At 30.3% G+C, this 25,427-nt stretch carries 28 protein-coding genes and 1 tRNA gene; 17 read left to right on the forward strand and 12 right to left on the reverse strand.

Going from position 1 to position 25,427, the window contains the following annotated elements:
• The 6 genes from BGS43_RS05875 (at position 1) to BGS43_RS05900 (ending at position 5,036) form a co-directional block, all read left to right on the forward strand.
• Complete coding sequence (locus BGS43_RS05875; RefSeq protein ID WP_002778537.1) at positions 1–699, forward strand: NYN domain-containing protein; 699 nt, start codon at positions 1–3, stop codon at positions 697–699.
• Entirely contained in the window at positions 683–2,053 is a 1,371-nt protein-coding gene (locus BGS43_RS05880; protein WP_002825647.1) for a bifunctional ADP-dependent NAD(P)H-hydrate dehydratase/NAD(P)H-hydrate epimerase, read from the forward strand. Before BGS43_RS05875 ends, BGS43_RS05880 begins: the two co-directional genes overlap by 17 nt.
• A complete protein-coding gene (purN, locus tag BGS43_RS05885; RefSeq protein WP_002825646.1) occupies positions 2,044–2,619 on the forward strand; it encodes a phosphoribosylglycinamide formyltransferase in 576 nt (191 codons plus the stop codon). The genes BGS43_RS05880 and purN overlap by 10 nt, the downstream gene beginning before the upstream one ends.
• Positions 2,620–2,843: 224 nt before the next feature.
• Positions 2,844–3,584, forward strand: a complete 741-nt coding sequence (locus BGS43_RS05890; RefSeq protein WP_002785461.1) for a TerC family protein — start codon at positions 2,844–2,846, stop codon at positions 3,582–3,584.
• A gap of 49 nt (positions 3,585–3,633) precedes the next feature.
• The gene (locus BGS43_RS05895) at positions 3,634–3,843 is read left to right on the forward strand and encodes an alkylphosphonate utilization protein (protein WP_057032142.1); all 210 of its coding nucleotides are present in this window, start codon (positions 3,634–3,636) and stop codon (positions 3,841–3,843) included.
• 8 nt (positions 3,844–3,851) lie between these two features.
• Complete coding sequence (locus BGS43_RS05900; RefSeq protein WP_025399314.1) at positions 3,852–5,036, forward strand: serine/threonine protein phosphatase; 1,185 nt, start codon at positions 3,852–3,854, stop codon at positions 5,034–5,036.
• Positions 5,037–5,047: 11 nt separating this feature from the next.
• Here BGS43_RS05900 and BGS43_RS05905 read toward each other — a convergent pair whose 3' ends face one another.
• On the reverse strand, positions 5,048–6,409 hold the full coding sequence (locus BGS43_RS05905; RefSeq protein WP_002825643.1) for a hemolysin family protein: 1,362 nt from the start codon (positions 6,407–6,409) through the stop codon (positions 5,048–5,050).
• Between the two features lie 117 nt (positions 6,410–6,526).
• Here BGS43_RS05905 and BGS43_RS05910 point away from each other — a divergent pair, with 117 nt between their 5' ends.
• On the forward strand, positions 6,527–7,654 hold the full coding sequence (locus tag BGS43_RS05910) for an MFS transporter (RefSeq protein ID WP_025399313.1): 1,128 nt from the start codon (positions 6,527–6,529) through the stop codon (positions 7,652–7,654).
• On the opposite strand, the gene BGS43_RS05915 is transcribed toward BGS43_RS05910, so the two are convergent.
• From BGS43_RS05915 to BGS43_RS05940, 6 genes are read right to left on the reverse strand one after another with little or no spacing between them, the layout of a single operon-like run.
• Complete coding sequence (locus BGS43_RS05915; protein ID WP_096569173.1) at positions 7,645–8,865, reverse strand: putative transporter; 1,221 nt, start codon at positions 8,863–8,865, stop codon at positions 7,645–7,647. The two genes, BGS43_RS05910 and BGS43_RS05915, sit on opposite strands and share 10 nt — an antisense overlap.
• 45 nt (positions 8,866–8,910) lie before the next feature.
• Positions 8,911–9,657 carry an energy transducer TonB family protein gene (locus BGS43_RS05920; RefSeq protein WP_042962648.1) on the reverse strand — a complete coding sequence of 249 codons (747 nt, stop codon included), beginning with the start codon at positions 9,655–9,657 and terminating at the stop codon, positions 8,911–8,913.
• Positions 9,658–9,659: 2 nt separating this feature from the next.
• Positions 9,660–10,070, reverse strand: a complete 411-nt coding sequence (locus BGS43_RS05925) for a biopolymer transporter ExbD (protein ID WP_002780077.1) — start codon at positions 10,068–10,070, stop codon at positions 9,660–9,662.
• On the reverse strand, positions 10,057–10,806 hold the full coding sequence (locus BGS43_RS05930; RefSeq protein ID WP_061210574.1) for a MotA/TolQ/ExbB proton channel family protein: 750 nt from the start codon (positions 10,804–10,806) through the stop codon (positions 10,057–10,059). The genes BGS43_RS05925 and BGS43_RS05930 overlap by 14 nt, the downstream gene beginning before the upstream one ends.
• A 12-nt stretch (positions 10,807–10,818) precedes the next feature.
• Complete coding sequence (locus tag BGS43_RS05935; protein ID WP_025399306.1) at positions 10,819–13,095, reverse strand: TonB-dependent receptor domain-containing protein; 2,277 nt, start codon at positions 13,093–13,095, stop codon at positions 10,819–10,821.
• On the reverse strand, positions 13,092–13,943 hold the full coding sequence (locus BGS43_RS05940; RefSeq protein ID WP_002838013.1) for a ChaN family lipoprotein: 852 nt from the start codon (positions 13,941–13,943) through the stop codon (positions 13,092–13,094). The genes BGS43_RS05935 and BGS43_RS05940 overlap by 4 nt, the downstream gene beginning before the upstream one ends.
• A gap of 241 nt (positions 13,944–14,184) precedes the next feature.
• On the opposite strand from BGS43_RS05940, the gene BGS43_RS05945 reads away from it, so the two are divergent.
• The 5 genes from BGS43_RS05945 to BGS43_RS05965 are packed head-to-tail and all read left to right on the forward strand — an operon-like array spanning position 14,185 to position 19,060.
• Complete coding sequence (locus BGS43_RS05945; RefSeq protein WP_052785078.1) at positions 14,185–14,307, forward strand: hypothetical protein; 123 nt, start codon at positions 14,185–14,187, stop codon at positions 14,305–14,307.
• Complete coding sequence (locus tag BGS43_RS05950; protein ID WP_002825635.1) at positions 14,307–15,311, forward strand: Fe(3+) ABC transporter substrate-binding protein; 1,005 nt, start codon at positions 14,307–14,309, stop codon at positions 15,309–15,311. Before BGS43_RS05945 ends, BGS43_RS05950 begins: the two co-directional genes overlap by 1 nt.
• Positions 15,311–16,927, forward strand: coding sequence for an ABC transporter permease (locus BGS43_RS05955; protein ID WP_096569176.1), 1,617 nt, complete (start codon positions 15,311–15,313; stop codon positions 16,925–16,927). The genes BGS43_RS05950 and BGS43_RS05955 overlap by 1 nt, the downstream gene beginning before the upstream one ends.
• Entirely contained in the window at positions 16,911–17,819 is a 909-nt protein-coding gene (locus BGS43_RS05960; protein WP_096569181.1) for an ABC transporter ATP-binding protein, read from the forward strand. Before BGS43_RS05955 ends, BGS43_RS05960 begins: the two co-directional genes overlap by 17 nt.
• 35 nt (positions 17,820–17,854) lie before the next feature.
• Positions 17,855–19,060 (forward strand): saccharopine dehydrogenase family protein, encoded by a 1,206-nt coding sequence (locus BGS43_RS05965; protein WP_002825632.1) that lies wholly within the window; start codon positions 17,855–17,857, stop codon positions 19,058–19,060.
• A 26-nt stretch (positions 19,061–19,086) separates the two neighbouring features.
• Here the strand turns inward: BGS43_RS05965 and sodB are convergent, their stop codons facing one another.
• The 4 genes from sodB to BGS43_RS05985 form a co-directional block, all read right to left on the reverse strand.
• The gene (gene sodB, locus BGS43_RS05970; RefSeq protein WP_025399305.1) at positions 19,087–19,725 is read right to left on the reverse strand and encodes a superoxide dismutase [Fe]; all 639 of its coding nucleotides are present in this window, start codon (positions 19,723–19,725) and stop codon (positions 19,087–19,089) included.
• A 105-nt stretch (positions 19,726–19,830) separates the two neighbouring features.
• On the reverse strand, positions 19,831–20,097 hold the full coding sequence (locus tag BGS43_RS05975) for a hypothetical protein (RefSeq protein ID WP_059008157.1): 267 nt from the start codon (positions 20,095–20,097) through the stop codon (positions 19,831–19,833).
• A gap of 157 nt (positions 20,098–20,254) precedes the next feature.
• Positions 20,255–20,506 carry a hypothetical protein gene (locus BGS43_RS09870; RefSeq protein ID WP_002825629.1) on the reverse strand — a complete coding sequence of 84 codons (252 nt, stop codon included), beginning with the start codon at positions 20,504–20,506 and terminating at the stop codon, positions 20,255–20,257.
• 317 nt (positions 20,507–20,823) lie between these two features.
• A tRNA-Glu gene (locus BGS43_RS05985) sits at positions 20,824–20,898 on the reverse strand.
• A 173-nt stretch (positions 20,899–21,071) separates the two neighbouring features.
• On the opposite strand from BGS43_RS05985, the gene BGS43_RS05990 reads away from it, so the two are divergent.
• Complete coding sequence (locus BGS43_RS05990) at positions 21,072–21,635, forward strand: manganese efflux pump MntP (RefSeq protein WP_002778585.1); 564 nt, start codon at positions 21,072–21,074, stop codon at positions 21,633–21,635.
• On the opposite strand, the gene miaA is transcribed toward BGS43_RS05990, so the two are convergent.
• Positions 21,621–22,490 (reverse strand): tRNA (adenosine(37)-N6)-dimethylallyltransferase MiaA, encoded by an 870-nt coding sequence (gene miaA, locus BGS43_RS05995; RefSeq protein WP_002825624.1) that lies wholly within the window; start codon positions 22,488–22,490, stop codon positions 21,621–21,623. The genes BGS43_RS05990 and miaA overlap by 15 nt on opposite strands.
• A 70-nt stretch (positions 22,491–22,560) precedes the next feature.
• On the opposite strand from miaA, the gene mqnP reads away from it, so the two are divergent.
• The 4 genes from mqnP to moaA are packed head-to-tail and all read left to right on the forward strand — an operon-like array spanning position 22,561 to position 25,427.
• Complete coding sequence (gene mqnP, locus BGS43_RS06000; protein ID WP_002825622.1) at positions 22,561–23,445, forward strand: menaquinone biosynthesis prenyltransferase MqnP; 885 nt, start codon at positions 22,561–22,563, stop codon at positions 23,443–23,445.
• The gene (locus BGS43_RS06005) at positions 23,436–23,936 is read left to right on the forward strand and encodes a hypothetical protein (protein WP_002825621.1); all 501 of its coding nucleotides are present in this window, start codon (positions 23,436–23,438) and stop codon (positions 23,934–23,936) included. Before mqnP ends, BGS43_RS06005 begins: the two co-directional genes overlap by 10 nt.
• Positions 23,929–24,447: a DUF6115 domain-containing protein gene (locus tag BGS43_RS06010; protein WP_002825620.1), complete on the forward strand. Its 519-nt coding sequence runs from the start codon at positions 23,929–23,931 to the stop codon at positions 24,445–24,447. Before BGS43_RS06005 ends, BGS43_RS06010 begins: the two co-directional genes overlap by 8 nt.
• A gap of 17 nt (positions 24,448–24,464) precedes the next feature.
• Positions 24,465–25,427, forward strand: coding sequence for a GTP 3',8-cyclase MoaA (gene moaA, locus BGS43_RS06015; protein ID WP_044600549.1), 963 nt, complete (start codon positions 24,465–24,467; stop codon positions 25,425–25,427).

The following is a 25,427-nucleotide window of genomic DNA, read 5'->3' on the forward strand; positions in this document are numbered from 1 at the left end:
TTGGAAAATAAAAGTATAGCTATTTTTATTGATGCGGAAAATATACCCGCAAAATACGCAAAAAGTATTTTTGATATCGCTTCGGATTATGGTGAAATAATTATCAAGCGTATTTATGGAGATTGGACTCAAAAAAATATTCAAGCTTGGAAAGAGCAAATTGCTGAGTATTCTTTAATCGCTATGCAGCAGTTTAATTTCGCAGCCAATAAAAATTCAAGTGATATGTATTTAATCACTGAAATTATGAGTATATTTTATGAGAAAGATATTGATATTTTTGTCATTGTTTCTAGCGATAGTGACTATACCTCGCTCATTCAAAAACTAAGAGAAAACAAAAAGCAAGTTATAGGAATGGGTCTTGAAAAGTCTATAAAATCCTATGTAAACGCTTTTAGTGAGTTTTTTTACCTTGATCAAGATGAAAACAAAAAAGAAGATATTTTAAGCAAGGATTATTTAAGAGCTTTGATCAATATCACAGAACAACTCATCGATGAAAAAGGACGCGCCGAATACGCGCAAATTCGCACCAATATGAACCGCAAATATTCTGATTTTAATCCGCAAAATTATGGCTTTAAAAATTTTCGTGCTTTAATTCAGAAATTTTTACCCAAAATGAAAAAATTTGAAGAAGAGCGAGAAAAAAATATTTATTTTCTGGTGAAAAAAGATTATGAAAACTATTACTGATGATATTAAAACTTTAGAACAAAATGCTATAAATAAAGGCTTAGATGAGCTTATTTTAATGGAAAACGCAGGATTAAATTTAGCTAAGCTTATCAAAAAAGAAGCAAAAAAAATTCGCAAACAATACAAGATAAAGAAAGTAAAAATACTTTTTTTATTGGGCGGAGGCAATAACGCTGCTGATGGCCTAGTAGCTTTAAGAAATTTAAAGCATGCAAAAGCTTATAAACTAGGCTTTAAAGAAAATGAAATTTTTAAAAAACAAGAGCAAATTTTAAAAAATTTTGGTTTTAAATTTGCAAAAAAAGAGCCTAAATTTAAAAAATTTCATATTATTATTGATTGTATCTTAGGCACAGGAACAAACCGCGAAGTAGATGAAAAAACAAAAGAAATTTTAGAAAAGGTAAATCAAAGTAAAGCTTTAAAAATCGCTTGTGACATACCTACAAATTTGGGTTTTACTCCTTGCTTTAAAGCCGATATCACGCAGTGTATGGGAGCTTTAAAAGAAATTTTGCTTGAGGATTTTGCTAAAGAATTTGTAGGCAAAATCAAACTCGCAAACCTAGGTATCAATGCTAAAAAATTTAGTCTTGATTCCAAAGCTTTTTTACTTGAAGAAAAAGATTTAAAAACCATAGAAAGAAATACAAACTCCAATAAAGGAAATTTTGGTCATATCTATATAATAGCTAGTGCAAGTGCAGGAACCCTAGCAGGACTTGGGGCTTTAAATTTTGGTAGCGGGCTTGTATCCTTAGTTGCAAAAAAAAGTTTTTCACCTCTTTTAATATTAAAAGAAAAGATTGAAGATAATGCAAGTGCCATTGCTTTAGGTATGGGACTTGAAAATTTAGATATTTTAAAAGATGAGATTTTGCAAAATATTCCTTTGGTTTTGGATGCAAATTGCTTTTTAAGTGAAGCTGTGCTTTGGTATCTAAGTAGAAAAGATGTAGTCATCACCCCGCATCCAAAAGAATTTATAAGACTTTATAAAATGTGTTTTGATGAGGATTTAAGTATAGAAGATTTGCAAAGAAATCGCTTTTTTTATGCTAAAAAATTTGCACAAAATTATGATTGTGTTCTTGTTTTAAAGGGTGTAAATCCTATCATCATACAAAAAGAAAAAATCTTTGTTGTAAATCTTGGAAATGAAGCTTTAGCAAAAGGCGGAAGTGGCGATGTTTTAAGCGGTATGATAGCTGCGCTTTTAGGGGTAAAATTCAGCGCTTTGGAAGCGGCTAAAAATGCTTGTTTAGCACACGCTCTTGTGGCTAAAAAATATAAATTTAACAAAAACAGCTTCGATGCAATAAAACTTATAAAAGGATTAAAATGCTTGTAAAATTAGCGGTACTTTTTAGTGGAAATGGAAGTAATTTACAAAATATCTTAGAAAAACTTCATAAAAAAACTATAGGTAAAAACACCTATGAAGTCGTGCTTTGTCTTTGCAATAAAAAAGATGCTTATGGGATACAAAGAGCTAAAAACTTTGACCTTGAAAGCGTGATCATTGAACACAAAGATTATAAAAACAGAGAAGAATTTGACGAAATTTTGGTAAAAAAAATCAAAGAAAGCGGAGCAGATCTTACTATCTTGGCTGGATTTATGCGAATTTTAAGCCCTGTTTTTACAAAAAATATCAAAGCAATCAATCTTCATCCATCTTTACTGCCCCTTTTTAAAGGAGCTCATGCTATCAAAGAAAGCTATGAAAGCGATATGAAAGTAGCTGGAGTGAGTGTGCATTGGGTAAATGAAGAATTAGATGGAGGAAAAATCATCGCTCAAAAGGCTTTTGAAAAACAAAATTTAACCTTTGAAGAATTTGAAGCAAAAATTCACGCCCTAGAGCATGAAATTTTACCCTTAAGTGTAGTAGAAATTTTTGAAAATTGTCATTAAGTTAAGATATTTTATCGCTAAATTTTAGAAAATTAAATTTACTTGAGTGTTTTATCGGTATTTTAAATACTCAAGATTAAAAGATTTTAATATTTCTTGCTTGATTTTTGCCAGTTTATCAAGCTTTAAAATTTTTAGATATTATAATGAATTTTTTTATATATGCTATTTGCTTTGAAGTTATAAAATTACACTTTAAAAAATTTCAAATTTTAAGGAAAGTTATGTTCGAGTGGATTTTTAGTGCTGAAATGTGGATCGCTCTAGCGACTTTGATTGGCTTAGAGATTGTTTTAGGGATAGATAATATCATTTTTATCGCTATTTTGGTAGGAAGACTCCCTAAGGAAAAAAGACAAAGAGCAAGAATTTTTGGTTTAAGTTTGGCGATGATTACGCGTTTGTTATTGCTCCTTTCTTTATTTTGGATTATGAAACTTACAACTCCGCTTTTTAGCGTATTTTCACAAGAAATTTCAGGAAGGGATATTATTTTAATCTTAGGTGGATTGTTTTTGATAGCAAAATCTACACTTGAAATTCATCATGATATCGATAATGCTGGAGAAAAAAGCGATGAAGAGGTTTTAAAAGAGGGAGCTAAAAGAGGATTTTTTAGCATATTGATACAAATTGCTGTTTTAGATATTGTTTTTTCACTCGACTCGGTTATTACTGCTGTAGGTATGGTTAATAATATAGAAATTATGATGATTGCAGTGGTTGTAGCTGTTTTTGTGATGATGCTTGCAAGTAAAAGTATTTCAAATTTCGTTGATGATAATCCAACGATTAAGATTTTAGCTCTGGCATTTTTGATTTTAGTTGGTGTAACTTTAGTCGCTGAAGGTTTGGATTTTCATATTTCAAAAGCTTATGTATATTTTGCTATGGCTTTTTCTTTGGGTGTAGAATCTATCAATATCTATATCAAAAAGAAGCGTTTAGCTCAAGAAAAATCTTAGAAAATGATGATAAAATATATAATGATACAAAAATTTAAAAAAGGAAAAAATGCCTAAAGATGCAAATGGAACAGAATTAAATACTGGAGATAGTGTAAGCGTGATAAAGGATTTAAAGGTTAAAGGTGCTAGCACTACTTTAAAACGCGGAACAACGATAAAAAATATCAAACTTACTTCTAAAGAAAATGAAATTGAAGCTAAAGTAGATAAATTTGGCGTTATTGTACTAAAGACTGAATTTTTAAAGAAAATTTAGGAAAGAATTTGCGTATTTTACTTATTTTAAGGGGGAATTACTACGCAGGACAAGAAGAATTTATCAAAGAAAATCGCTTAAAAGATTATACTCTTGATTTAAATTCTTTGCGTTTGCTTTCAGGGAGTGTAAGTAAAATCGTAAGCAAATACAAAAATTTAAATCTAAAAAATGATGAAGAATTATATAAAATTCTGCTTCAATTTTTAGAAATGCGTATGCAAAAAGGTGAATTTTGCATCATTAACGCTTATAATGAAACCCTTAAGGTTTACAAAGAGCTAGCTAAACAATATCGCTATGATATTTATATTATAGATTTTAAAAGCTCTTTAGAAGAATGTCTTAGAAAAAACGAGCAAAAAGTCAAGGAACGCGGCTATATAGTCTCACAATCACTTTTAAAAAAAACTCATCACTTGCTTGAAAGAACTCCTAAAAAATACACGATTTTAAATCCTGATGATTGGAAAAAATGTCTTTATCAAATGCCTAATCTTAGCAAGTATAAAAAAATTCATCACATAGGTGATATTCAAGGCTGCTTTAGTGTCTTAAAAGAATATCTACAAGAGATCAAAGACGATGAATGCTATATCTTTTTAGGAGATTATATCGATAGGGGTATAGAAAATGGTAAGGTTTTGAAATTTTTACTTAAAATTTGTGAGAGAGAAAATGTATATTTGCTTGAAGGAAATCATGAAAGACATTTGATAAAATGGGCCAATGGAGAATTATCAAGCTCTAAAGAATTTAACGAAAACACGCTTAAGGATTTTAGAAAAGAAAAACTTACGCCTAGAGATGCTAGAAAGTTTTATCCTTACTTAAAAGAATGTTTGTATTATAAATTTCATGAAAAGCAAGTTTTTTGCTCGCATGGTGGAGTAAATTCTTTGCCTTCTAAGGCTTATCAAATCAGCTTTATGCCAAGTTATGATTTTATTTATGGTGTGGGAGATTATGAAGAGAGTCAAAAAGTAGCAAGTCAGTTTTGTGAATTTACAAAAGACAATGTTTATCAAATCTTTGGACATAGAAACCGCACAAAATTACCTATACAAATAGAAAAAAGAGTGTTTTTATGCGAAGGCAAGGTAGATGATGGGGGACATTTGCGTATAGTAACCTTAGATAAAAAGGGTTTTGAGTGCATAGAACTTAAAAATAAAGTTTATAGAAAGAAATAAGCCAAAAAGGCTTATTCTTCATCTTTGTTGGTTTTTTTAACCACTTTAACGCGCTCTATAGAATTACCATCCATTTTTTTAACTTCATAGTAACAAAGCTCATCTTCAATGCGATCGCCCGCTACAGGCAAGCGTCCTAAAAGGTTAAACACATAACCCCCTATCGTTACTTGCTCTAAATCCTCATCGTAGCTTATCAAAAGCATTTCTTCAACAGTTTCTATATCGCAACGACCTTGGAACTCATAGATATTTTCAGCAAGTTTTTTATAGCTATCTTCTTCATTTTCACTCTTAATCTCACCGATAATTTCTTCCATGATATCTTCCATGGTTAAAATTCCAGCCGTTCCACCGTATTCATCAATCACAAGCGCAGTGTGAGAACGCTCTTTATTCATCATCACAAGAACTTTTGAAATGCTGATATTTTCAGGAACCAAAATCAAAGGCTTAACAAAAGTATCTAAATTTTCACTCTTATCACTAAGCTCATTTTGCACTATATCTCGTATATGTATCATACCTAAAATAGTATCTTTAGAACCATCTATATATGGAAAACGCGTATGCTTATGCTCACAAATAATTTGCATATTTTCAGCATAAGTTTTTTGTTTATTTAGACAAATCATATCTTTACGAGGTGTCATCACTTCTTTTGCAACAGTATCTGAAAAATCAACCGCATTGCGGATAATTTCAGTTTCAAATTCATCCAAAACACCGCCTTTTTGGCTTTCGCTTGCTATGATTTTAATCTCTTCTTCACTATGAGTTAATTCGCTTTCTTTGGCAGGCTTGATACCAAAAAGCTTCAAAGTCATAGCCGCAAGAAAATCAAAAATTTTAATACAAGGCAAGAAAAGTATCCAAAACCAATGAAGAGGCCTTGCTACCCAAAGCACAGCTTTATCTGCAATAGCAATTGCAATGCTTTTTGGAACAAGCTCGCCTAAAACCACATGCAAAAGAGTGATGATACTAAAGGCGATAATAAAAGCTATAGTATGGATAATAACTCCATTAAATCCAAGATTTGCAAGAGGAATTTCCAACATTTTTGCTATAGCAGGCTCACCTATCCAACCAAGAGCTAGAGAACTTAAAGTAATCCCTAGCTGACAAGCACTAAGATAGGTATCAAGTCTTGAAGTAACTTCTAGTGCTTTTTTAGCACCTACTTTTTTTTCCTTAACCATTTCTTCAAGTTTTGAACGACGCACTTTAACAATACTAAATTCAGACAAAACGAAAAAGCCATTTAAAAGCACTAAAGCTAGTGCGATGACAACCATAAGTATAGAATATCCTGCATCAAAAGATGCTGTAGGTAAAGTTTGGTTTAAATCTAAAACCTGACTGGGGTCCAATAAAAGCTCCTTATAAATAAAATATTTAATTATACACAATTAAAAGTAAAATTTTAGCTTAAAAATGGTTTTTAAGCTAAAATTAATTTGCATTGGAGTTTAATTTAAGACATGAAAATGCTTAAAATTCTGATTATTTTTTGTGCTACACTAACCCTATCTATTGTCTATGCTCCACAACCTATAGCACCTTTATTATCTAATTATTTTCATGTAAATTTGCACCAAATTTCTTGGATAATCAGTGTTACACTTATTCCCTTGGCTGTTGCGCCTTTGGTTTATGGTTATTTACTTGAAATTTTTTCCTTAAAGAAAATTCTTGTTGTTTCATTGTTTTTGTGTTCTGTTTTTGGCATTATTGGGAATTTAAACGATAATTTTTATTTTTTTCTATTTCTTAGATTTTTACAAGCTCTTTGTATACCTGCTATACTGACAGCACTTCTTACCTTGCTTAGCCGCTTAGAAAGCGATAATATACAAAAAAATATAGCCATTTATGTAGGCGCTACGACTTTTGGTGGTTTTGTTGGAAGGGTTTTTGGGAGCTTTTTGAGTGATCTTTTTTCTTGGCATTTTGCCTTGAATTTTTTTAGCATTTTGATGATGGTTTGTGGTTTTTTGTTTTTATTTTTTAAAGAACATCCTATAAGCTTAAACACACAAACTTCCTTGAGGGATTTTTTACCCTTTGTTAAAGAGCTTAGATTTATGGTGATATTATTTTGTGTTTTTACTATCTTTTTCTCTTTTCAAAGCATAGTAAGTTTTTTACCTTTTCATCTTAAAGAAAGCATAAAAGATATCACCCAAACTCAAATTGGACTTGTTTATTTAGGATTTTTAACCGGAGTGATAAGCTCACTACTTATAGGTAAAACCATAGAAATTTTAGGCTCAAAAATTCGCACAGCTATATTTGGGTTTTTGGTTTTTATAGCGGGTTGTTTTTGTATGATAGTAGGGAATTTTTATTTTGCCTTTTTTGCTATGTTTGTATTTTGTAGCGGAATGTTTATAAGTCATTGTATATTTTCAGGGATTTTAAATTCGATCGCGGATAAAAAGGGCTTGGCTAATGGAATTTATTTGACATTTTATTACAGTGGGGGTGCTTTGGGTTCTGTATTACCAAGTTTTTATTATGAAAGTTTTGGCTGGGAATTTTTATGTATCTTCACAGCCTTTTTACTTTTCATCGCCTTAATAATTTTTAGCAAATTCAGATATTTTTATAAATGATTTTTATTTTTTGCGTATTCGATGTTTTTTTCAAATTCTTTTAAACGCTTATATATACTTCTAAGTTGAGTGATGGTTGTCCAATTGGTGATAAAAACACTAAAAGAACTTCTTACTTGATCAAAAGCATTATTAATTTGCATTACAATACCAAGTCCTATAGCTCCCGCAAAAAGTCCTGGAGCCATGATTAAAAATGGCACTATAACTATCATTTGCTCAAATAAAATCAACCAAATATTAAAATATCCGTAGTGCAAAAAAAGTCTTTTATAATTGAATTTAAGCCCTGTAAAAAGCTCTATCATGGTTTCATTTTTAGCGTATTCTTTGCGGTTATCTTCAGCATAAACAAGCTCTTTTCTAAAAGCTGCTTCAGCTTTTTGGTTGTTGTATTCAAGTCCTGGAAGTTTAATCCCTACAAACCAAGATACGATTAATCCCCCTAAAGAAATCAAAAGCGCAACATAAACAAGCAAACCATCAATATTTTTTAAAAAATAAAAGTTAGAATTCTCGCTTAAATTTGCAAATAAAGCCTTACTTACAACATCGCTTAAAGTCCATAAAATCGGTATAAAGGCTACAAGAGTCATCAAAGCTTTTATAAAGCTAAGCCCTAAACTTTCTACAATTTTAGAAAAATTATAAGTATCTTCTTGGATTCTTTGCGAACTTCCTTCTATATTATCATCCTTATTTTTCCAAAATTTCAAATAAGAAAAAGTCATAGCTTCGCGCCATTTAAAGGCATAAACACTAGCAAAATAAATATTAATCGTTGCAATTAAAACATAAGGAATGGCAATGGCTAAAAATACCAAAATCAAAGCATAAAAATCACTCGCAGAATAGCTTTCTTTTTCAATCATAGCCCTAGAATTAAAAAAATACTCTAATAAGCTTTGATAATAATAAAGTGCGCCTTTATTGATAAAATTAGCTTTTTGGAAATTTTGCTCGGCTCTTTGATTAGCCTCTTGGATTAAAGTGGCATTGTTTTCAAATTTCTCTTCCGCCTTTTGCGTTGTATTAGAATCTAAAAGCTCTATTTTTGGTTTTTGTAAAACATTATAAAAATCACTATACCATGAATTGATCGCAACATTTAAGCTTGTTTGTATATATAAGAAAAATAACAGTAAAAAAAGTCCCAAATAAGCCCATAAAGCCCATTTTTTACTTTTAAAAAAAGAAGAGAACATAATCATCACCTTTAAAATAAAAATTCTAATAAACTTTTTTTAATGAAAAGTTTATTTTTTACCTAAATAGTCTTTAATATTGTAATCAATAGGCATAACAAAACTGATTTTATCACCATTTTTTAACATTTCTTTAGGTGGCTTTGGCAAGGGAGAAGCTCTTTTAAATAAACTTAAAGCTTCATCATTGAGCGCTGCATAAGGGCAAGATTTTTTAAGCTCTTTGCTTAAGACATTTCCGCTTTCATCAATGCTTACGCGAATTCTTACAACGCCTTCTTGTTTTTGCATTATCGCTTCTTGAGGATATTTTTTAAATTTAGTCAAATGAGCCATAAGCAAAGCTTGATAGCTTTTAACTTGTTCTTTGGCATTGCCACTTACTATAGTTTGTGTTTTATCTTCATTACTTTGTAGCGGAGCACTGAGCGATTCATTTTTAAATTTTGAATTTTCACTTGCATTAGCTATTTCTTTTTGAGCTTGGTTTTCATCTTGCTTTTCAATCTTTTTTTGAACTTTTAATACAGCATTTTTATCTTGAGAATTAAAACTTATTCTTTCGTCTTGTTTTTTGTTTTTATCTTGAGAATTACTCTTTTTTTGATCAATCGAAACTTCTTTTAATTCCCCGATAGGAAGCTCTGATACCATCATAATGGAAGTAAATTTCACTCCTTGTTTAAAATCAACACCGCTTGATTTTTCTTGAGTATAGAAAGAAAAAAGAAAAAACATTAATACCAAAGCATGCAATATTAAACTCGACACCAATCCAAAAATCATACCAGATTTCATAATTAATCCACCTTCTTACTTGAAAGGGCTATTTTTCCATAGCCATTCTCTTTTAATTTTTGCATTACTTGCATAATATCTTCATACTTTACACTTTTATCGATATGAAAATAAATAATTTCTTCTTTATTGCCTTTGGTTTTTATATCTAAAGCACTTGAAAGATTTTCTAGGCTTAATTTATCATCATTAATAGCCAAAGTATTATCGGTATTTAAATAAAGTATGATGGGATTTTTAAGCTTATCCTCTGCTTGCTGCGAACTCTTAGGCAGTTCTATCTTAATAGAACTTGTAATAAGAGGAGTAACAGCCATAAAAACGATCAATAATACAAGCATAATATCTATAAAAGGAGTTATATTGATCTCACTTAACTCCTCTTCTTTGTGAGCCATTTCAGTTTTTATCATTAAAATAACTCCTATGAAAAAGTATATAAACAAAATTTGCAAGCTCGTCTAAATGGTGCATAAGTTTTAAATTTTTTCTTGTAAGATAATTATAAAAAAGCACCGCAGGAATAGCAGCTACCAAGCCAAAAGCTGTAGCAAACAAGGCTTCAGCTATACCCGGTGCAACGACTGCTAAGGAGGCATTACCAAGATTGGCTATACCTATAAATGCATTCATAATCCCCCAAACTGTTCCAAAAAGCCCTATAAAAGGTGCGCTAGCACCTATACTCGCAAGCAAACTCAAGCCATTTTTGCTTGCTGTGATTTGCTTTGAGATGGTATTTTGCAAACGCAATTCTATACGCTCTTTTATGTGATCATTTTTATATTCACTTTTTTCAAGCTCATCTTGAATTTCTAAAGATAAAACACCTGCAAAATCCTTTGTCTGATCTAATTCATTGAGATTTTTTAATTCTTTTATCTTTTGTATGGATGAGTCTAAATTTTTTTTCATAAAATAAAATTGCATAAGCTTGGAAATAAAAACTGCCCATGCTAAAATGGAAAATAAAACCAATATATAAATAACACCTTTTACCACCTCATCAGCATTTTGATAAAGACTAGAAAGAGAAAGCTCTATTTTAGGTGCTTTGGTTTCTATCTTAGAAGAATCAAAAGATAAATTTGTATCTGTTGCATTTAAATTTAACAATAAAAAACAAAATAAAAATATTTTTTTTAGCATTTATGTATTTCCTTAATATTTATATTCAAAACTTACTATAAAGGTGCGACCGCGAGCAGAGTTATTATAAATATAAATAGGATTAAATAACCCTCCAACATTTTGACTATCACCAGTATTATAAGCATAAAGCGCATCCATATAGTTTTTGTCAAATAAATTTTGTACTTCTGCTTTGATTGTAAAGTTTTTCAAAATTTTATAATTTGCATAAAGATCAACGATAGTTGGTATTTTTGGTAATTCATCTGTAGTTTTAAGCGGAGCTATAGCATCAGGATTGTTTGGATCATCATCTAAACTGCCTACAGGAGCTATTCTCTTTGCTTTTCCTGTGTATTTAGCAAGAACACCTAAAGTCAGCTTTTCTTCAAATAATCTTACACCCATATCAAGATTAGCATAATGCTCTGGAAGTTGAGCAAATTGGCTTTGGCCTGATTGGGCTCCACCTGTTTCTAAAGATTCTGTATCTGAAAATTTATGCTTGGATTTTTGATAAGTATAAGATAGTATAGAATAAAAAAATCCTGTATCATATTTGAATTCAAGCTCAACTCCGTGGAATTTAGCTTTTTCATCATCATTTAATTGCATAAGAAAGATAGCATCGTCAGCTTTTTGCCAATATCTTCTATTGTAAATATAATTTTTTACCTGAGTATCATAATAAAGCACTTTAAAACCTAAAGTATCACTATCATTTAAAATTTCATGTGCAAAAGAATTAAAACCGATTTGATAAGTATTTGCACTTTCAGCCCTTAAAAATGTGTTCATATTATGCTCAAAACTTGCATCATGGGTGAAAAAATACTCTTGGACATTTGGAATTCTATGGTTTTTAGAATAAGAAATAAAAGGATTAAAAAGCGGATGGATATCTGCTGAAAGCATCAAAGAATAATTAAAATTACTGTAATCCTTTTCTAAATTTGTCGCATTTTTTGGCTGACAATAAGGATTAGCTGCGCTACAAACTCCTTTATACCCACTTAGTTGTGCATTGATCCAATTAACATTAGAATTTAAAGTAAAAATTCCCTTTGTAAAACTCGTATCCAAATAAAGGGCTTTGACATCTTGTTTTCCTTTAGGATAAAAACTAGTTAAAATATAAGGCAAAAGCACTCTATCTTGTGGAAAATCATTACTATAACGATTGTTTAAAATATTAACCCCATAAGTAAAATACAAATTTGAATCTTGTGAAAATTCTTTATTCATGGTATTGCTAAGATCAAAAGTTACCGCTCGATTTTTAGTCTTAACTCCACTCATATCGTGATAACCCCAAGTGCTGCCTTGATTATACTTTTGCTTTCCATCATTGTAAGCAAATAAAAATTTTAAATCCAAAAGATTAGAATCAGGATTTAAACGATAGTCAATTTGATAAGTATCATTTGTAATCTTTCTACCCGCAAGATTGTTCTTATAAGCTCTATAGTTTAAAATCGCCTCACTAATATCGGATTTGTATTCTACTTTAAAGAGTTGACTTCTAGGCTGATTATAAAGATTATTTGGGTTTATAGGTGCTGCTAAATTATCATCTGGAATGCCATCATCATCAGTATCGATTGGGGGCTTTTGATCGCCTATATAGCCTCCACCTCCAATTTTATAATTTTGAGAAACATTTTGCCCACTATAAGCAAATAAAACGCCCAAGCTAGCATTATTTTCTAACATAGTTTTTCCTGCTATAGCGCCCATAAAATCAGGTCCTATAGCATTACTACCATAAGAGTATTTTCCTAAAAGGCCAAAAACTCTTCCTTCTTGCACTATATCATCTACGCCTATAGTTCTAAAATTAGCTGAACCCATTAAAGCATTAGCTCCATTTGCCCCGCTAAAAGTTCCACGATTAACATCTAAGGCAACTAAAAAATTTTTATCTATTGGGGCTGTAAAACTTGAAGTTCCAATTTGTCCATGGAAGCTATCATCGCTTGCAGAGCCAAAAAAAGTCTGAGTTACACCATCAATTTGGGTATTTACTCTTCCAAGTCCTGTCATACCGCGAATATTTACCGAAACTCCACCTTGTGCTTGATCTACTTGAGTGTATGCACCAGGAACACTACGCACTATAGAATCTATACTCTGGGTACTTGAATTTAAATTATCTCTTGTGCTTGTTGCTCCAGGAGTTACAAAGGGCTTTTCATCGTTTTTGATTTTTGAGCCTGAAATTTCAAGACTATCAAATTCTAATTCTTCAGAAAAAGCAAAACTAGCAAAACATAAACCTACAGCACAAAATAAACTTAATTTTTTCATTCCTCCCCCTTATAAATCAAAACATAATCACTGTCTTTTAAATCTATTTCTCCATAGCTTAAATTCACTACAACTATTTTTTTACTGCTTTTAAAATCTTGTATATGTAAAGGAATTCCTATTTTTTTACTTGTATGATAGCTTCCAGCTAGCAATAAAACTTTATTTACATGATGAACCAATACATCAGCCATACGCCTGTCTTTGAATTGTTGAATTTCCACCAATTTATCTAGTAATTCTTTATTTTCTTGAGGATTTAATTTATGACTTAAGGATATAATGTCAAAAATTTGTTTTTTTACTTCATTTGTGGTTGAAACATAGCCCTTTAAGGGCTGAACTCCATTATAAATACTTGTAATTTCTGAGCGTGAAAGATTTGCGCCTAATATTTTTGCTCTTGAATAAAAAACTGCATTGACAAATTGATCATAATCTTTCCATTTCCAGCCCTTATCCCAATTTAACGCATTAGTAAGTTCATTGGTTTTAATGGTTTTTTTATTTTTAAAAGCTTTATCTAAGTGATTTTGCTCTGTGCTTGCTAACATTTCTAAAGCCACATCAAAGCTTATATTTTGAGAACTTAAATTTCCTTCTAAAGCATTAAAAATCATAACTTGACTTATCTTGTGTTTTGTTTCATCGTGTTTTTCACCAAGCAGTATCACATCTGCTTTTAATAATTCTAAAATCATATCTTCAAAAGAAATCTTTTTTTGAGTATGAGTATCAAGTATATAAAAATCTTTATTTTCTTGAAGTTGAGGTGATTTTTGTAAAACAGCACAAGCGCTCAACATAAAGCTTATAAATAGAATGTTTAAAATAGTATAAAATTTCATTGTTATTGTTACTTTCTTAGTGGTTTATTTTTGATATTGAATATTAATATTTTATATATAAAAATACTCTTAAATATTTATATTAAATTTAATTATTTATAATTAGTATCAAAATTAATTATAATAAAATGAAAATACTTATCATTAGAAAAATCATTAAGTTACTTTATATTTACTTTTTAATATTAATATCTTTTATCAAAAATTAGTCTAATTTTAATCATAAAAAAGGGGAGAAATAATGAAAAAATTAGTTTTATTTTTATTTTGTTTAGGTTTTGCATTTGCGTGCTCTGAACATTCTAATGCTGATTTTAAAGATCATGATAAAACTAACTATAATTCTCAATATAAGGACAAATAATGAAAAAAATCTTTTCTTTATGTTTATTAGGTTTTTCTTTACTAGGTGCTGCAGAACTTAACATTTACTCAGCAAGACATTACGATGCTGATTTTCAGATCATTAAGAAATTTGAAGAAAAAACGGGCATTAAAGTCAATCATACTCAAGCTAAAGCTTCAGAGCTCATCAAAAGACTTTCGCTTGAAGGAAGCAATTCGCCTGCTGATATTTTTATAACAGCCGATATATCCAATCTTACAGAAGCAAAAAATTCTGGACTTTTAAGCCCCGTTAAGTCAAAATATTTAGAAGATACTATACCCGCTCATTTAAGAGATAAGGATGGAGAATGGTTTGCGATTACAAAAAGAGCAAGGATTATCGCTTATAATAAAAATGCAAATACAGACATTAGTAAAATGAAAAACTATGAAGATTTAGCTAAGCCTGAATTTAAAGGGCAAATCGTTATGAGAAGTGCTACAGCTCCTTATAGCAAAACTCTTTTAGCTTCTATTATAGCTAATGATGGAGATGAAAACGCTAAAGCATGGGCTAAGGGCGTGCTTGACAATCTTGCGACCAAGCCAAAGGGTGGAGATAGGGATCAAGCCAGACAAGTTTTTGCAGGTGAGGCTAAATTTGCTGTTATGAATACTTATTATATAGGGCTTTTAAAAAATTCTAAAAATCCAAAAGATGTAGAAGTTGGAAATTCCTTAGGTATTATTTTTCCAAATCAAGACAATAGAGGAACCCATATAAACATTAGCGGTATTGCTATGACAAAATCAAGTAAAAATCAAGAAGCTGCTAAGAAATTTATGGAATTTATGCTAACTCCAGAAATTCAAAAAATTCTCACTGATAGCAATTATGAATTTCCTATAAGAAATGATGTAGAATTAAGCCAAACGGTAAAAGATTTTGGAACTTTTAAAGAAGATCAAATACCTGTGAGTCAAATAGCAGAAAATATTAAAGAGGCTGTTAAAATTTATGATCAAGTCGGTTTTAGATAATGCTTAAAACCCTAAAATATTACAAGATAGGGGCAATTTTACTTGCCCTTTTTCTTACTTTGCCTATTTTTGGTATCTTTGCTGAGCTTTTTTATATTCTTTTTCAAAATTTCAATACAAGCAATTTGGCTGAAATTTCATCTATTAAAGAAAATTTGAGTCATTTTTTTGATTATTTGTTTTTAAAATTCATCAAAGATACTTTGATAGTTAGTATAGGGGTGTTATTGTTAAGTTTGATTTTAGGTGTAAGTAGTGCTTATTTGATGGCAAATTATAATTTTTACTTTTGCAGGATTTTAGAAAAATTACTTATTTTACCCTTGGCAATACCTGCTTATATTTTAGCTTTTGTATATGTTGGGATTATGGATTTTCAGGGCTTTTTTCATGAAATTTTTGGTTTTAGGATAGATTTTTTCAACCATTATGGAGTTATTTTTGTCTTAGGAATTTCTTTATATCCTTATATTTACTTATTTGCTAAAACCGCTTTTAAAAGCGAAGCCATAGAAGCTTATGAAGTAGCTAAAATTATGGGATATTCTGAATTTAGAATTTTTTCACGCGTCATGCTTTTAAGTGCAAGGCCTGCTATTTTTTCTGGAGCCTTGCTTGTGTTGATGGAAACTTTAAGCGATTATGGAGCTTCGGCTTATTTGGGAGTAGATACCTTTTCGGCAGGGATTTTTAAACTATGGTATGATTTAAATGATTCTTATTCATCGAGTATTTTATCAGGAATTTTGATGATTTTTGTTTTTTTAATCATGTATATAGATTATTATTATAAAAACAAGCATCATTATAGTTTTAATCAAAATTTAACTCTTTTTATCAAAAAAAGGAAATTAAGTCATATAAAGCAAATTTTAGCCTGTTTTTATTGTTTTATCATCGCTTTATTAGGATTTATCTTGCCTTTTATATGGCTTGTTTATTGGGGGCTAAAAGATTTTAAACTTTTTGAAGCAGAATTTTATATCATTAGTTTTCAAACCATTATACTAGCTTTCATCACAGCTTTGATTACGACTTTACTGGCTTATTTTTTAATGTTTAGCTCAAGAATCATAAAAAATAATTTTTTCAGCCTATGCATCCTTGAGCTAAGTTCTTTGGGTTATTCTATACCCGCAGCTGCTTTAGGGATTAGCATGATTGTCCTTTTCGTGTTTTTAGATAAAATTTTTCATCTTAATTTATTAGGCACTTCATTGATTATTTTAGTTTTTGCTTATATTATTCGTTTTCTAGCGAGTGCAATTTATTCTTTAGAAGGGGGTTGTAATAAAATCCATCTTAACACCGATGAAGCAAGTTTAAATTTAAGGCCTAGCTATTTGATCTTATTTTTTAAAATTCATACTCCTTTAATGAAACATTTTTTATTTTTGGCTTTTATCATTGTTTTTATCGATACTATAAAAGAACTTCCTTTGAGTAGAATTTTAGCTCCTTTTGGTTTTGAAACTCTAAGCGTAAAAGCTTTTTGGTTTGCAAGCGATGAAAGAATTTATGATGCTGCTTTGCCTTCGCTGCTCATTGTTTTACTTTCTTTAATAGTTGTTATTTGGATGGATAAAATCACAAGGAAAGATGATGTTAGAAATTAAAAACCTATCAAAAAATTTTGGCAAAATACAAGCTTTAAAAAATATCAATCTTCATGTTAAAGAAGGAGAATTTTTAAGCATTTTAGGAGGGAGCGGAAGTGGTAAAAGTACACTTTTAAGAATCATCGCCAAGTTAGAACAAGCGAGCTCTTGTGAATTTTTAAAATGCAAGGGTGAAGTGGCGATGATGTTTCAAAACTATGCTTTATTTCCCCATTTAAATGTTGAAAAAAATATACTTTTTGCACTCTATGATAAAAAAGATAAAAAACAAATTTTAGAGGATTTGTTAAAAACCTTTGAAATTGAAAATTTAAGATATAAGAAAATTGATGAAATTTCAGGCGGACAAGCTCAAAGAGTGGGTTTTGCTAGAGCAGTAGCAAGAGGCTGTAAACTTTTGCTTTTAGATGAACCTTTTTCTAATTTAGATCAGAATTTAAAACAAGACTTAAGAAGAGAGCTAAAAAAACTCATACAAAAACAAAAAATTACAGCCATTATGGTAACTCACGATATTGAGGATGCTTATTGTATGTCTGATAAAATCGCCTTTCTTGATAAAGGAGAAATTCTAGCTCATGCAGATCCTAAAGAGCTTTATTTTAAGCCTAATCATAAAAGTGCTAGAATTTTACCTGATTTAAATATCATAGAAGAAGAGCTTGATTTAGAAGATGAATTTTTTCAGTGGATCGCTTCGAAAAATTATACTTTTGGCTATGCAGAACTTAAAATAGGAAATCGTTTTGAAGCTACAATTTTGCAAAAAGAATTTTTAGGAGCTTTTTATAGACTCAAAGTAAGATATAAAAATATAGATTTTTTTATGTTGCTAAGCTCAAATTACATGCTAAAAGAAAAAATAAATTTTGATATTATCAATTTTTAGCTAAAATTCCTAAAATTTCTTTAAGGACACGACCAATGAAAAATCTTTTAATCATAGGTGCAGGCGGAGTAAGTCGCGTAGCTACCGTAAAATGCGCAATGAATTCAGATACCTTTAGTAAAATCACTCTAGCAAGTAGAACCAAAAGCAAATGCGATGAAATTGCTAGTTTTATCAAAGAGCGTCTAGGAGTAGAAATTCAAACCGCACAAATTGATGCAGATGATAGCGATGCGGTTGTACAGCTTATTAAAAAAACAGGGGCGCAAATTTTGCTTAATGTAGCTTTGCCTTATCAGGATTTAAGCTTGATGGATGCTTGCATAAAAGCAGGAATTGATTATGTTGATACAGCAAACTATGAGCATCCAGATCTAGCTAAATTTGAGTATAAAGAACAATGGGCAAGAAATGATAAATTTAAAGAAGCAGGAATTTTAGGACTTTTAGGAAGTGGGTTTGATCCTGGCGTTACAAATGTTTTTTGTGCTTATGCGCAGCAAAATTTATTTGATGAAATTTCTTATATAGATATTTTAGATTGTAACGCAGGCGATCATGGCTATGCTTTTGCGACTAATTTTAATCCCGAAATCAATCTTAGAGAAGTTTCTGCTAAGGGACGCTACTGGGAAAAAGGCGAGTGGATAGAAACCGAACCGATGGAAATAAAAATGGAATGGGATTATCCTGAAGTAGGCGTAAAAGATAGTTACTTACTTTATCACGAAGAGCTTGAAAGCTTGGTAAAAAATATCAAGGGCTTGAAGAGAATTCGCTTTTTTATGACTTTTGGACAAAGTTATTTAACCCATATGAAATGCCTTGAAAATGTCGGAATGCTAGGTATAAAACCTGTGATGCATCAAGGTAAAGAAATCATTCCTATAGAATTTTTAAAAACCCTACTTCCTGATCCTGCAAGTTTAGGTCCTCGCACAAAAGGTTATACCAATATAGGTTGTGTAATCCGTGGTATAAAAGATGGCAAAGACAGACAAGTTTATATTTATAATGTTTGCAATCACGAAGAATGTTATAAAGAAACCGGCGCACAAGCGGTAAGCTACACTACAGGAGTTCCTGCGATGATAGGTACAAAACTAATCGCTAAAGGAATTTGGCAAGGAAAAGGTGTGTTTAATATGGAAGAATTTGACGCAAAACCTTTTATGGATGAGCTTAATTCTCAAGGACTTCCATGGAAGATTATCGAAATGACTCCAAGTTTAGGAGAGTAAAAAGGCATCTTTGAAGATGCCTTGTATTATTTTACAGGGTGAAGTTCGTTTGCATAAAAGCTAACTGATCCCATACCTTCTTTTAAAGCCCATTCATAAGCTTTTGCTACAAATTCCCAGTTAATATGAGCATAGAATTTTTCTAAATACGCAGGACGCGCATTGCGATGATCTACATAATAAGCATGCTCCCAAACATCCACAACAAGTAAAGGAACCTTATCTTCAGTGATAGGCGTAGCTGCATTTGAAGTACCCACAAATTCTAATTTTTGATTTTTAGTATTATAAACTAACCAAAACCAACCTGAACCAAAAACCCCTGTCGCACCTTTGATAAATTCAGCTTTGAAATTCTCTAAAGAATCAAATTCTTTTTCTAAGGCTGCTTTAAGATCGCCTTTTGCTTCACAGGCGCTTGGAGTAATGCAATCAAAATAAAAATCATGATTATAAACTTGAGCAGCATTGTTAAATACTCCACCACTTGAACTTTTAATAATGCTTACAAGATCTTTACTTGCAAATTCAGTATCTTTGATAAGATTATTAAGATTTGTTACATAAGTATTGTGGTGTTTTCCATGATGATAACTAAAAGTTTCAGCACTTAAAAAATCACCAAAAGCATTGGTATCATAAGGTAATTTTCTTAATTCAAACATAATTTCTCCTTTAATTTAGTAGTTTGACAAAATATTGTAGCATAAAAATTATATAAAAAGACTAAGAAAGTCTTTAATTATTTCTTTAAATTTCCAAGACATTTTTTAAGAGAAAAAATTAAGAATTTTATGAAAATTATCTTTTTTAATACCTACAAAAACAAGATAAATATCTACAAGCTTCCAAATGCTAGCAACAACAAACATTAAAGCAAAAATGGCAAAATAATCTATAAAAATCGAATGATTGTCATTTAACAATGCTATCAAGATAGCAAAAGTAGCAAATAAAGGTATTATAAAAAAAGCTAATTTAATACAAGCTAACAAGATATCGCCCTTATAAAATCTATCAACCCCAAATAATCCCACAGTTATACTTAATACAAGGCCAACCAAAGGATTTTTAAGAGAGATAGCATAAAGAGCACTTAGATCTTTTTGGCTTTTTTTAATTCTTCCTCTAAGATAAATAGCCTTTCTTCGGGAATCTTATCTTTAAATATGAGCAATATCGTTTTATCTTGCTTCATTGTAAAACTTCAAAAATTTTTTTAAGATTATTTTGACAAATATCTTTCCATACCAAAAAATAATCCAAAATCACCCAAACACTTAGCATGAAAACTAAAATTATAAAAATTAACATAGCGCTTTCATCATTTTTATCTTCTGCTATTATTAAACCTATAGAAACAAGTATTGCTGATATGATTTTAAGTATACCTAAAATTATATTGCCATTATAAATTCTATCTAAACCAGGAAGCAAAAAAAGCAAATAAAAGTCCATATAGGGGATTTTTCAGTTTAGTAAACAAAAGCTTTTCTTTTTGTTCTTCGCTTGCTTTTTCTAAACTTTCCTTAAGAAAAATTAAAGAATCCTTTGGAATTTTATCTTTAAAATATAACAAGAAAAAATTGGTATCATGGCTCATTTGTTTATTAATCCTCATCATTCTAATAAAACAAAAAATTCTACAAATAAAATTCTTATAAGTTTATAAATCCATTTTTATGAAAAACAATAAAAATATTAAGCAAAAATCCTAAAGAACATCTATGATTGATTTCGGAAATATTAAAAAAGGATTTAAGTGGTGACCCATACGAGACTCGAACTCGTGTTACCGCCGTGAAAGGGCGATGTCCTAACCGCTAGACGAATGGGCCACGTTTAAAAGGAGTAAAAATAAAAATGAAGTTGAATTATATATTTTTTATTCTTAAAGTTTAATTAAATATAATCCACTGCTATAAATTTTTAATCATAATTTCATTAAAAAAATTAATTAAGAAAATTTTTATTATAATTCTCAACTTTTACATCTTTCATAGGAGTCATCATGGATTTTTATAGTCTTATTCTTTTATCCTGTGCACTAGCGATGGATGCTTTTGCTGTATCTTTATGTAAGGGATTTAGTGTTAAAAAATTGAATTTAAAACACTATATTATTACAGGAGTTTATTTTGGTGGTTTTCAAGCTTTAATGCCAGCTATTGGATATGCTATAGGTATCACTTTTGCATCTTTTATTGCAAGTATTGATCATTGGATAGCCTTTGTTTTACTTTCTTTAATTGGGCTAAAAATGATTAAAGAATCTTTTGAGAATGAAAATTGCGACACCAATTCAAATCAATTTGGATTTAAAATCATGTTTGCCTTAGCTGTAGCTACAAGTGTTGATGCCTTAGCTATAGGAGTTAGCTTTGCCTTTTTAGATGTTGATTTGTTTTTGGCATTATTTTTAATAGGCTCTATTACTTTTATCTTATGTGCTATTGCTTTAGAATTAGGCAATAAATTTGGCACTCGCTTTAGAAACAAAGCTGAATTTTTAGGAGGAGCTGTTTTGATAATCTTAGGGATAAAAATTTTAGTTGAGCATTTATTCTTTAGCTAAAAATTTATTTCTAAGTAATTCTAGGGCTTTAGAAAATTCCAAAGGAGTGCTTTGGAATTTTTTATTAAAAGTTCTTTGACGCTTGGCAAGCTGTGATGTATGTATACTAATCAAACTTTCAAGCTCTTTTAAAGAAATTTTATTTTCTAAATACTCTTTACATTCCTTAAGCCCTATAGAATTTAATGCTTTAAGATTGTTGTCAAAATTTGAAAAAAGCATTCTTGCTTCTTCTATAAGCCCACTATCAATCATTTCTTTTGTTCTTGCTTCTATGCGCTTTCTTAGAATTTCCCTATCCCATACAAGTTCATAAATTTCAATATCCTTAAGCACTCCATCTTTTTGTGTTCTTTTTAAAAAATCACTAGGAATTTCCTTTGTATTTTCATAAATGCTTAACCATTTTCTAAGACGATAAGTATCATTTTTTTCTATTTTATAAGCCGGATCAATTTTTAACAAAAGGGTATAAATTTCATCATTACTTAGAATGCTAGTTGTATCTTGAATTTTTTGACTTAAACCATCTATCATCGTTTTTAGATAAAAGCCTGTTCCACCCACTATAATCAAAGGCAAATCATTCATAAGAGCAAATTCTTTTGCTTTTTGGTATTCTCTTATAAATAATTCTACATTAAAATGCTTATCAACACTTAATAAATTTACTCCAAAGTAATTTAAATTCATAAGCTCATCTTTAGATGGCTTAGCATTAGCTATATTGATTTCTTTATAAACACAAAGACTATCAAGGCTTAAAACCACTGCATTAAATTCTTTAGCTAAGGCATTTGCTATATAAGTCTTTCCGCTGGCTGTGGTTCCTATAAGTGCGATTTGAAAAAACATGTGATAATTTATCCTAAAATTTATGAAAATTTTAGTAAAATCATAGCAAAAAATATTTTAAAGTGGAAACATGAATATAATTTGGAATAAATTTAAAGATATTTTAGAACTTGTGGTATTTAAGCATTCTATTTTTGCCTTGCCCTTTTTATTTTCATCTATGATAGTGGCTTCAAAACTCGTTAATGATAGCGCTTGGTTTGGTTTTAAGGCTTTGATTTTGGGTATTATTTGTGCTGTAAGTGCAAGAAATTTTGCTATGGCAACGAATCGTTTAATGGATGAAGATATCGATAAAGACAATCCTCGCTGTGCAAATCGTCCTAATGTCAGTGGAAAAATAGGACGCAAAAGCGTTTGGATTTTTATCATCCTTAATGCAATTATTTTTATAGTATGTTCTTATTTTATCAATACTTTGGCTTTTTATCTCTCTTTTCCTGTACTTTTTGTATTAGCAATTTACTCTGCTTTTAAACGCTTTAGTTCTTTAGCGCACTTGGTTTTAGGATTTTGTTTAGGACTTGCACCTATTGCAGGTAGTGTAATAGTCATGGGTGAAATTCACATTTATAGCGTGATTTTATGCTTAGGGGTCACTTTTTGGACGGCTGGATTTGACTTACTTTATTCTTTACAAGATATGGAGTACGATAAAAAAGTAGGGCTTCATTCTATCCCTGCTAAATTTGGCTCTAAAGCGACATTATTTATCTCAGCTTTTTGTCATATATTAGCAGTATTGTTTTGGTTGCTTTTTGTTTGGCAGGTTTGGGGAGTAGCACTTGGAAATATCGCATTACTTGGAGTGATTATCAGCGGCATTATTTTAGCTTTTGAACATAAAATCGTACATAAAAATTTTGCTCACATTGATAAAGCATTTTTTACTTTAAATGGATATTTAAGTATAATATTTTTTATTTTTATTTGGATTGATTTAGTATGGAAATAAGTCTTTTTAAAGCAGGCTTTGAAGCTTCTTTAGAGTGTTGTGATATTGAAAACAACCACTTTTTACAAGAATATTTAAAATTAGGTGCCATTTCTCAACTTTCAAAGTGGAAAAAACTCGCCTTGCGTGTGGATTTTGATGAGGGTGAGAAAATCATTTTTGATTTACTTTTGAGCTTAAAAGAAGATATTTTAAGACTTGAGGATTCTTTGGATAAAAATAAAGATCTTTTAGCACTCAAACAAAAAGGCGTGGTTGAATCTTTAAATTTTGAGTATTTAAATTTTTTAGATGAAATTTTAGAAGAAGGAAAAGAGTATTACATAAGATTTGATCTTAATAATCAAAAAATGGCTATTTTTGCTAAAGCTCAAAATAAAAAATTAGCCCAAATTATCAAAATAAAACCCGAAGATAGGATAGCTTTTGATGCTTTTGTGGTTCAGTTGCAAAGAGATATGATAAGAAATAAAAAGGACAAAAATGAGTAACGATGTGCTTTATTTAGTTTTTATGATCGTGCTTTTGGTTGCAATATTAGCTTATATGAATATCAAAGATAAAGAAAGCAATGCAAAAATAAACAAACTCCAAGGCGTGGTTGAAGATATCACAAAAGAACTTCATTATTTGCGTAAAGAATTGGGTGTCAAAGATGAGGGTGATCAAGAGGAAGAGGATTATAAAATCACTTTATTAAAAGAAGAAATTCAAATCACGCTTGAAAAACAAATCAGTGCAAAAATTACTCCTGTTTTAAGAACTTTAAAAACCATGGAGTATATTATAGAAGATTTTCAAAATGAACAACAAAATCGTATTTTAAATTTGGAACAAAAGGCACAAAGCATGACAAAGCTAACGCCAAATTATGATACTGAAGAACAAAAAATTGTGGATTTGTTTAAAGAGGGAAAAAGTATAGAGCAAATTGCAAAAGATTTACGCATAGGCACGGGAAATGTCGAGCTTGTTTTAAAATTTAAACAACTTATCAAATAATCGCAAGGGAGGGTAAAATGTTAATTGATCAGTTTGGTAGAAAAATTAATTATCTTAGAATATCAGTAACCCAAAGATGTAATTTTCGTTGTCTTTATTGTATGCCAAAAATTCCTTTTAATCATCAACCTAAAGAAAATTTACTGAGCTTTGAAGAGCTTTTTTTGTTTGTTAAAGTGGCTATTGATGAAGGGATCGAAAAAATTCGTATCACTGGAGGAGAGCCTTTATTGCGTAAAGATTTAAGTGTGTTTATAAAAATGATAAATGATTATAAAAAAGATCTTGACTTAGCCATTACAACGAATGGTTTTTTATTAAAAGATTTTGCTAAAGATCTTAAAGATGCTGGACTGAAGCGTTTAAATATCTCTCTTGATACCCTAGAAAGCAAAAAAGCAAAAATTCTCGCGCAAAAAGATGTTTTAGATAGTGTCTTAGCGGGGATTGATGAGGCCTTAAGCGTAGGTTTAAAAGTCAAGCTAAACACTGTTGTGTTAAAGGGTTTAAATGATGATGAGTTGATACCTCTTTTGGAATTTGCAAAATCAAAAAATATTCAAATTCGCTTTATAGAATTTATGGAAAATATACACGCTTATGGGAAATTACAAGGTCTAAAAAGAGATGAAATCATACAAATTCTAAGTCAAAAATATCAAGTAAAACTCATTAAAAAAGCTGAAAAAGCTCCTGTGAGTATTTATAGTGCGGATGGTTATAAATTTGGGATTATAGATCCACATAGCCATGAATTTTGTGATTCTTGCAACCGCATTCGCTTAAGCGCTGAGGGTTTACTTATACCTTGTCTTTATTTTGATGAGGCTTTAAGCATTAAAGAAGCAGTGAGAAAAGGTGATATTAACGCTGCTGCAAACATTTTACAAGAAGTATTACGCAATAAACCTGAAAAAAATAGATGGAGTGTGGTAGATAACGAAACTTCATCTCGCGCTTTTTATCAAACCGGAGGTTAA

The organism is Campylobacter sp. 110 (genome assembly GCF_002383965.1).
GTDB classification, from domain to species: Bacteria; Campylobacterota; Campylobacteria; order Campylobacterales; family Campylobacteraceae; genus Campylobacter_D; species Campylobacter_D coli.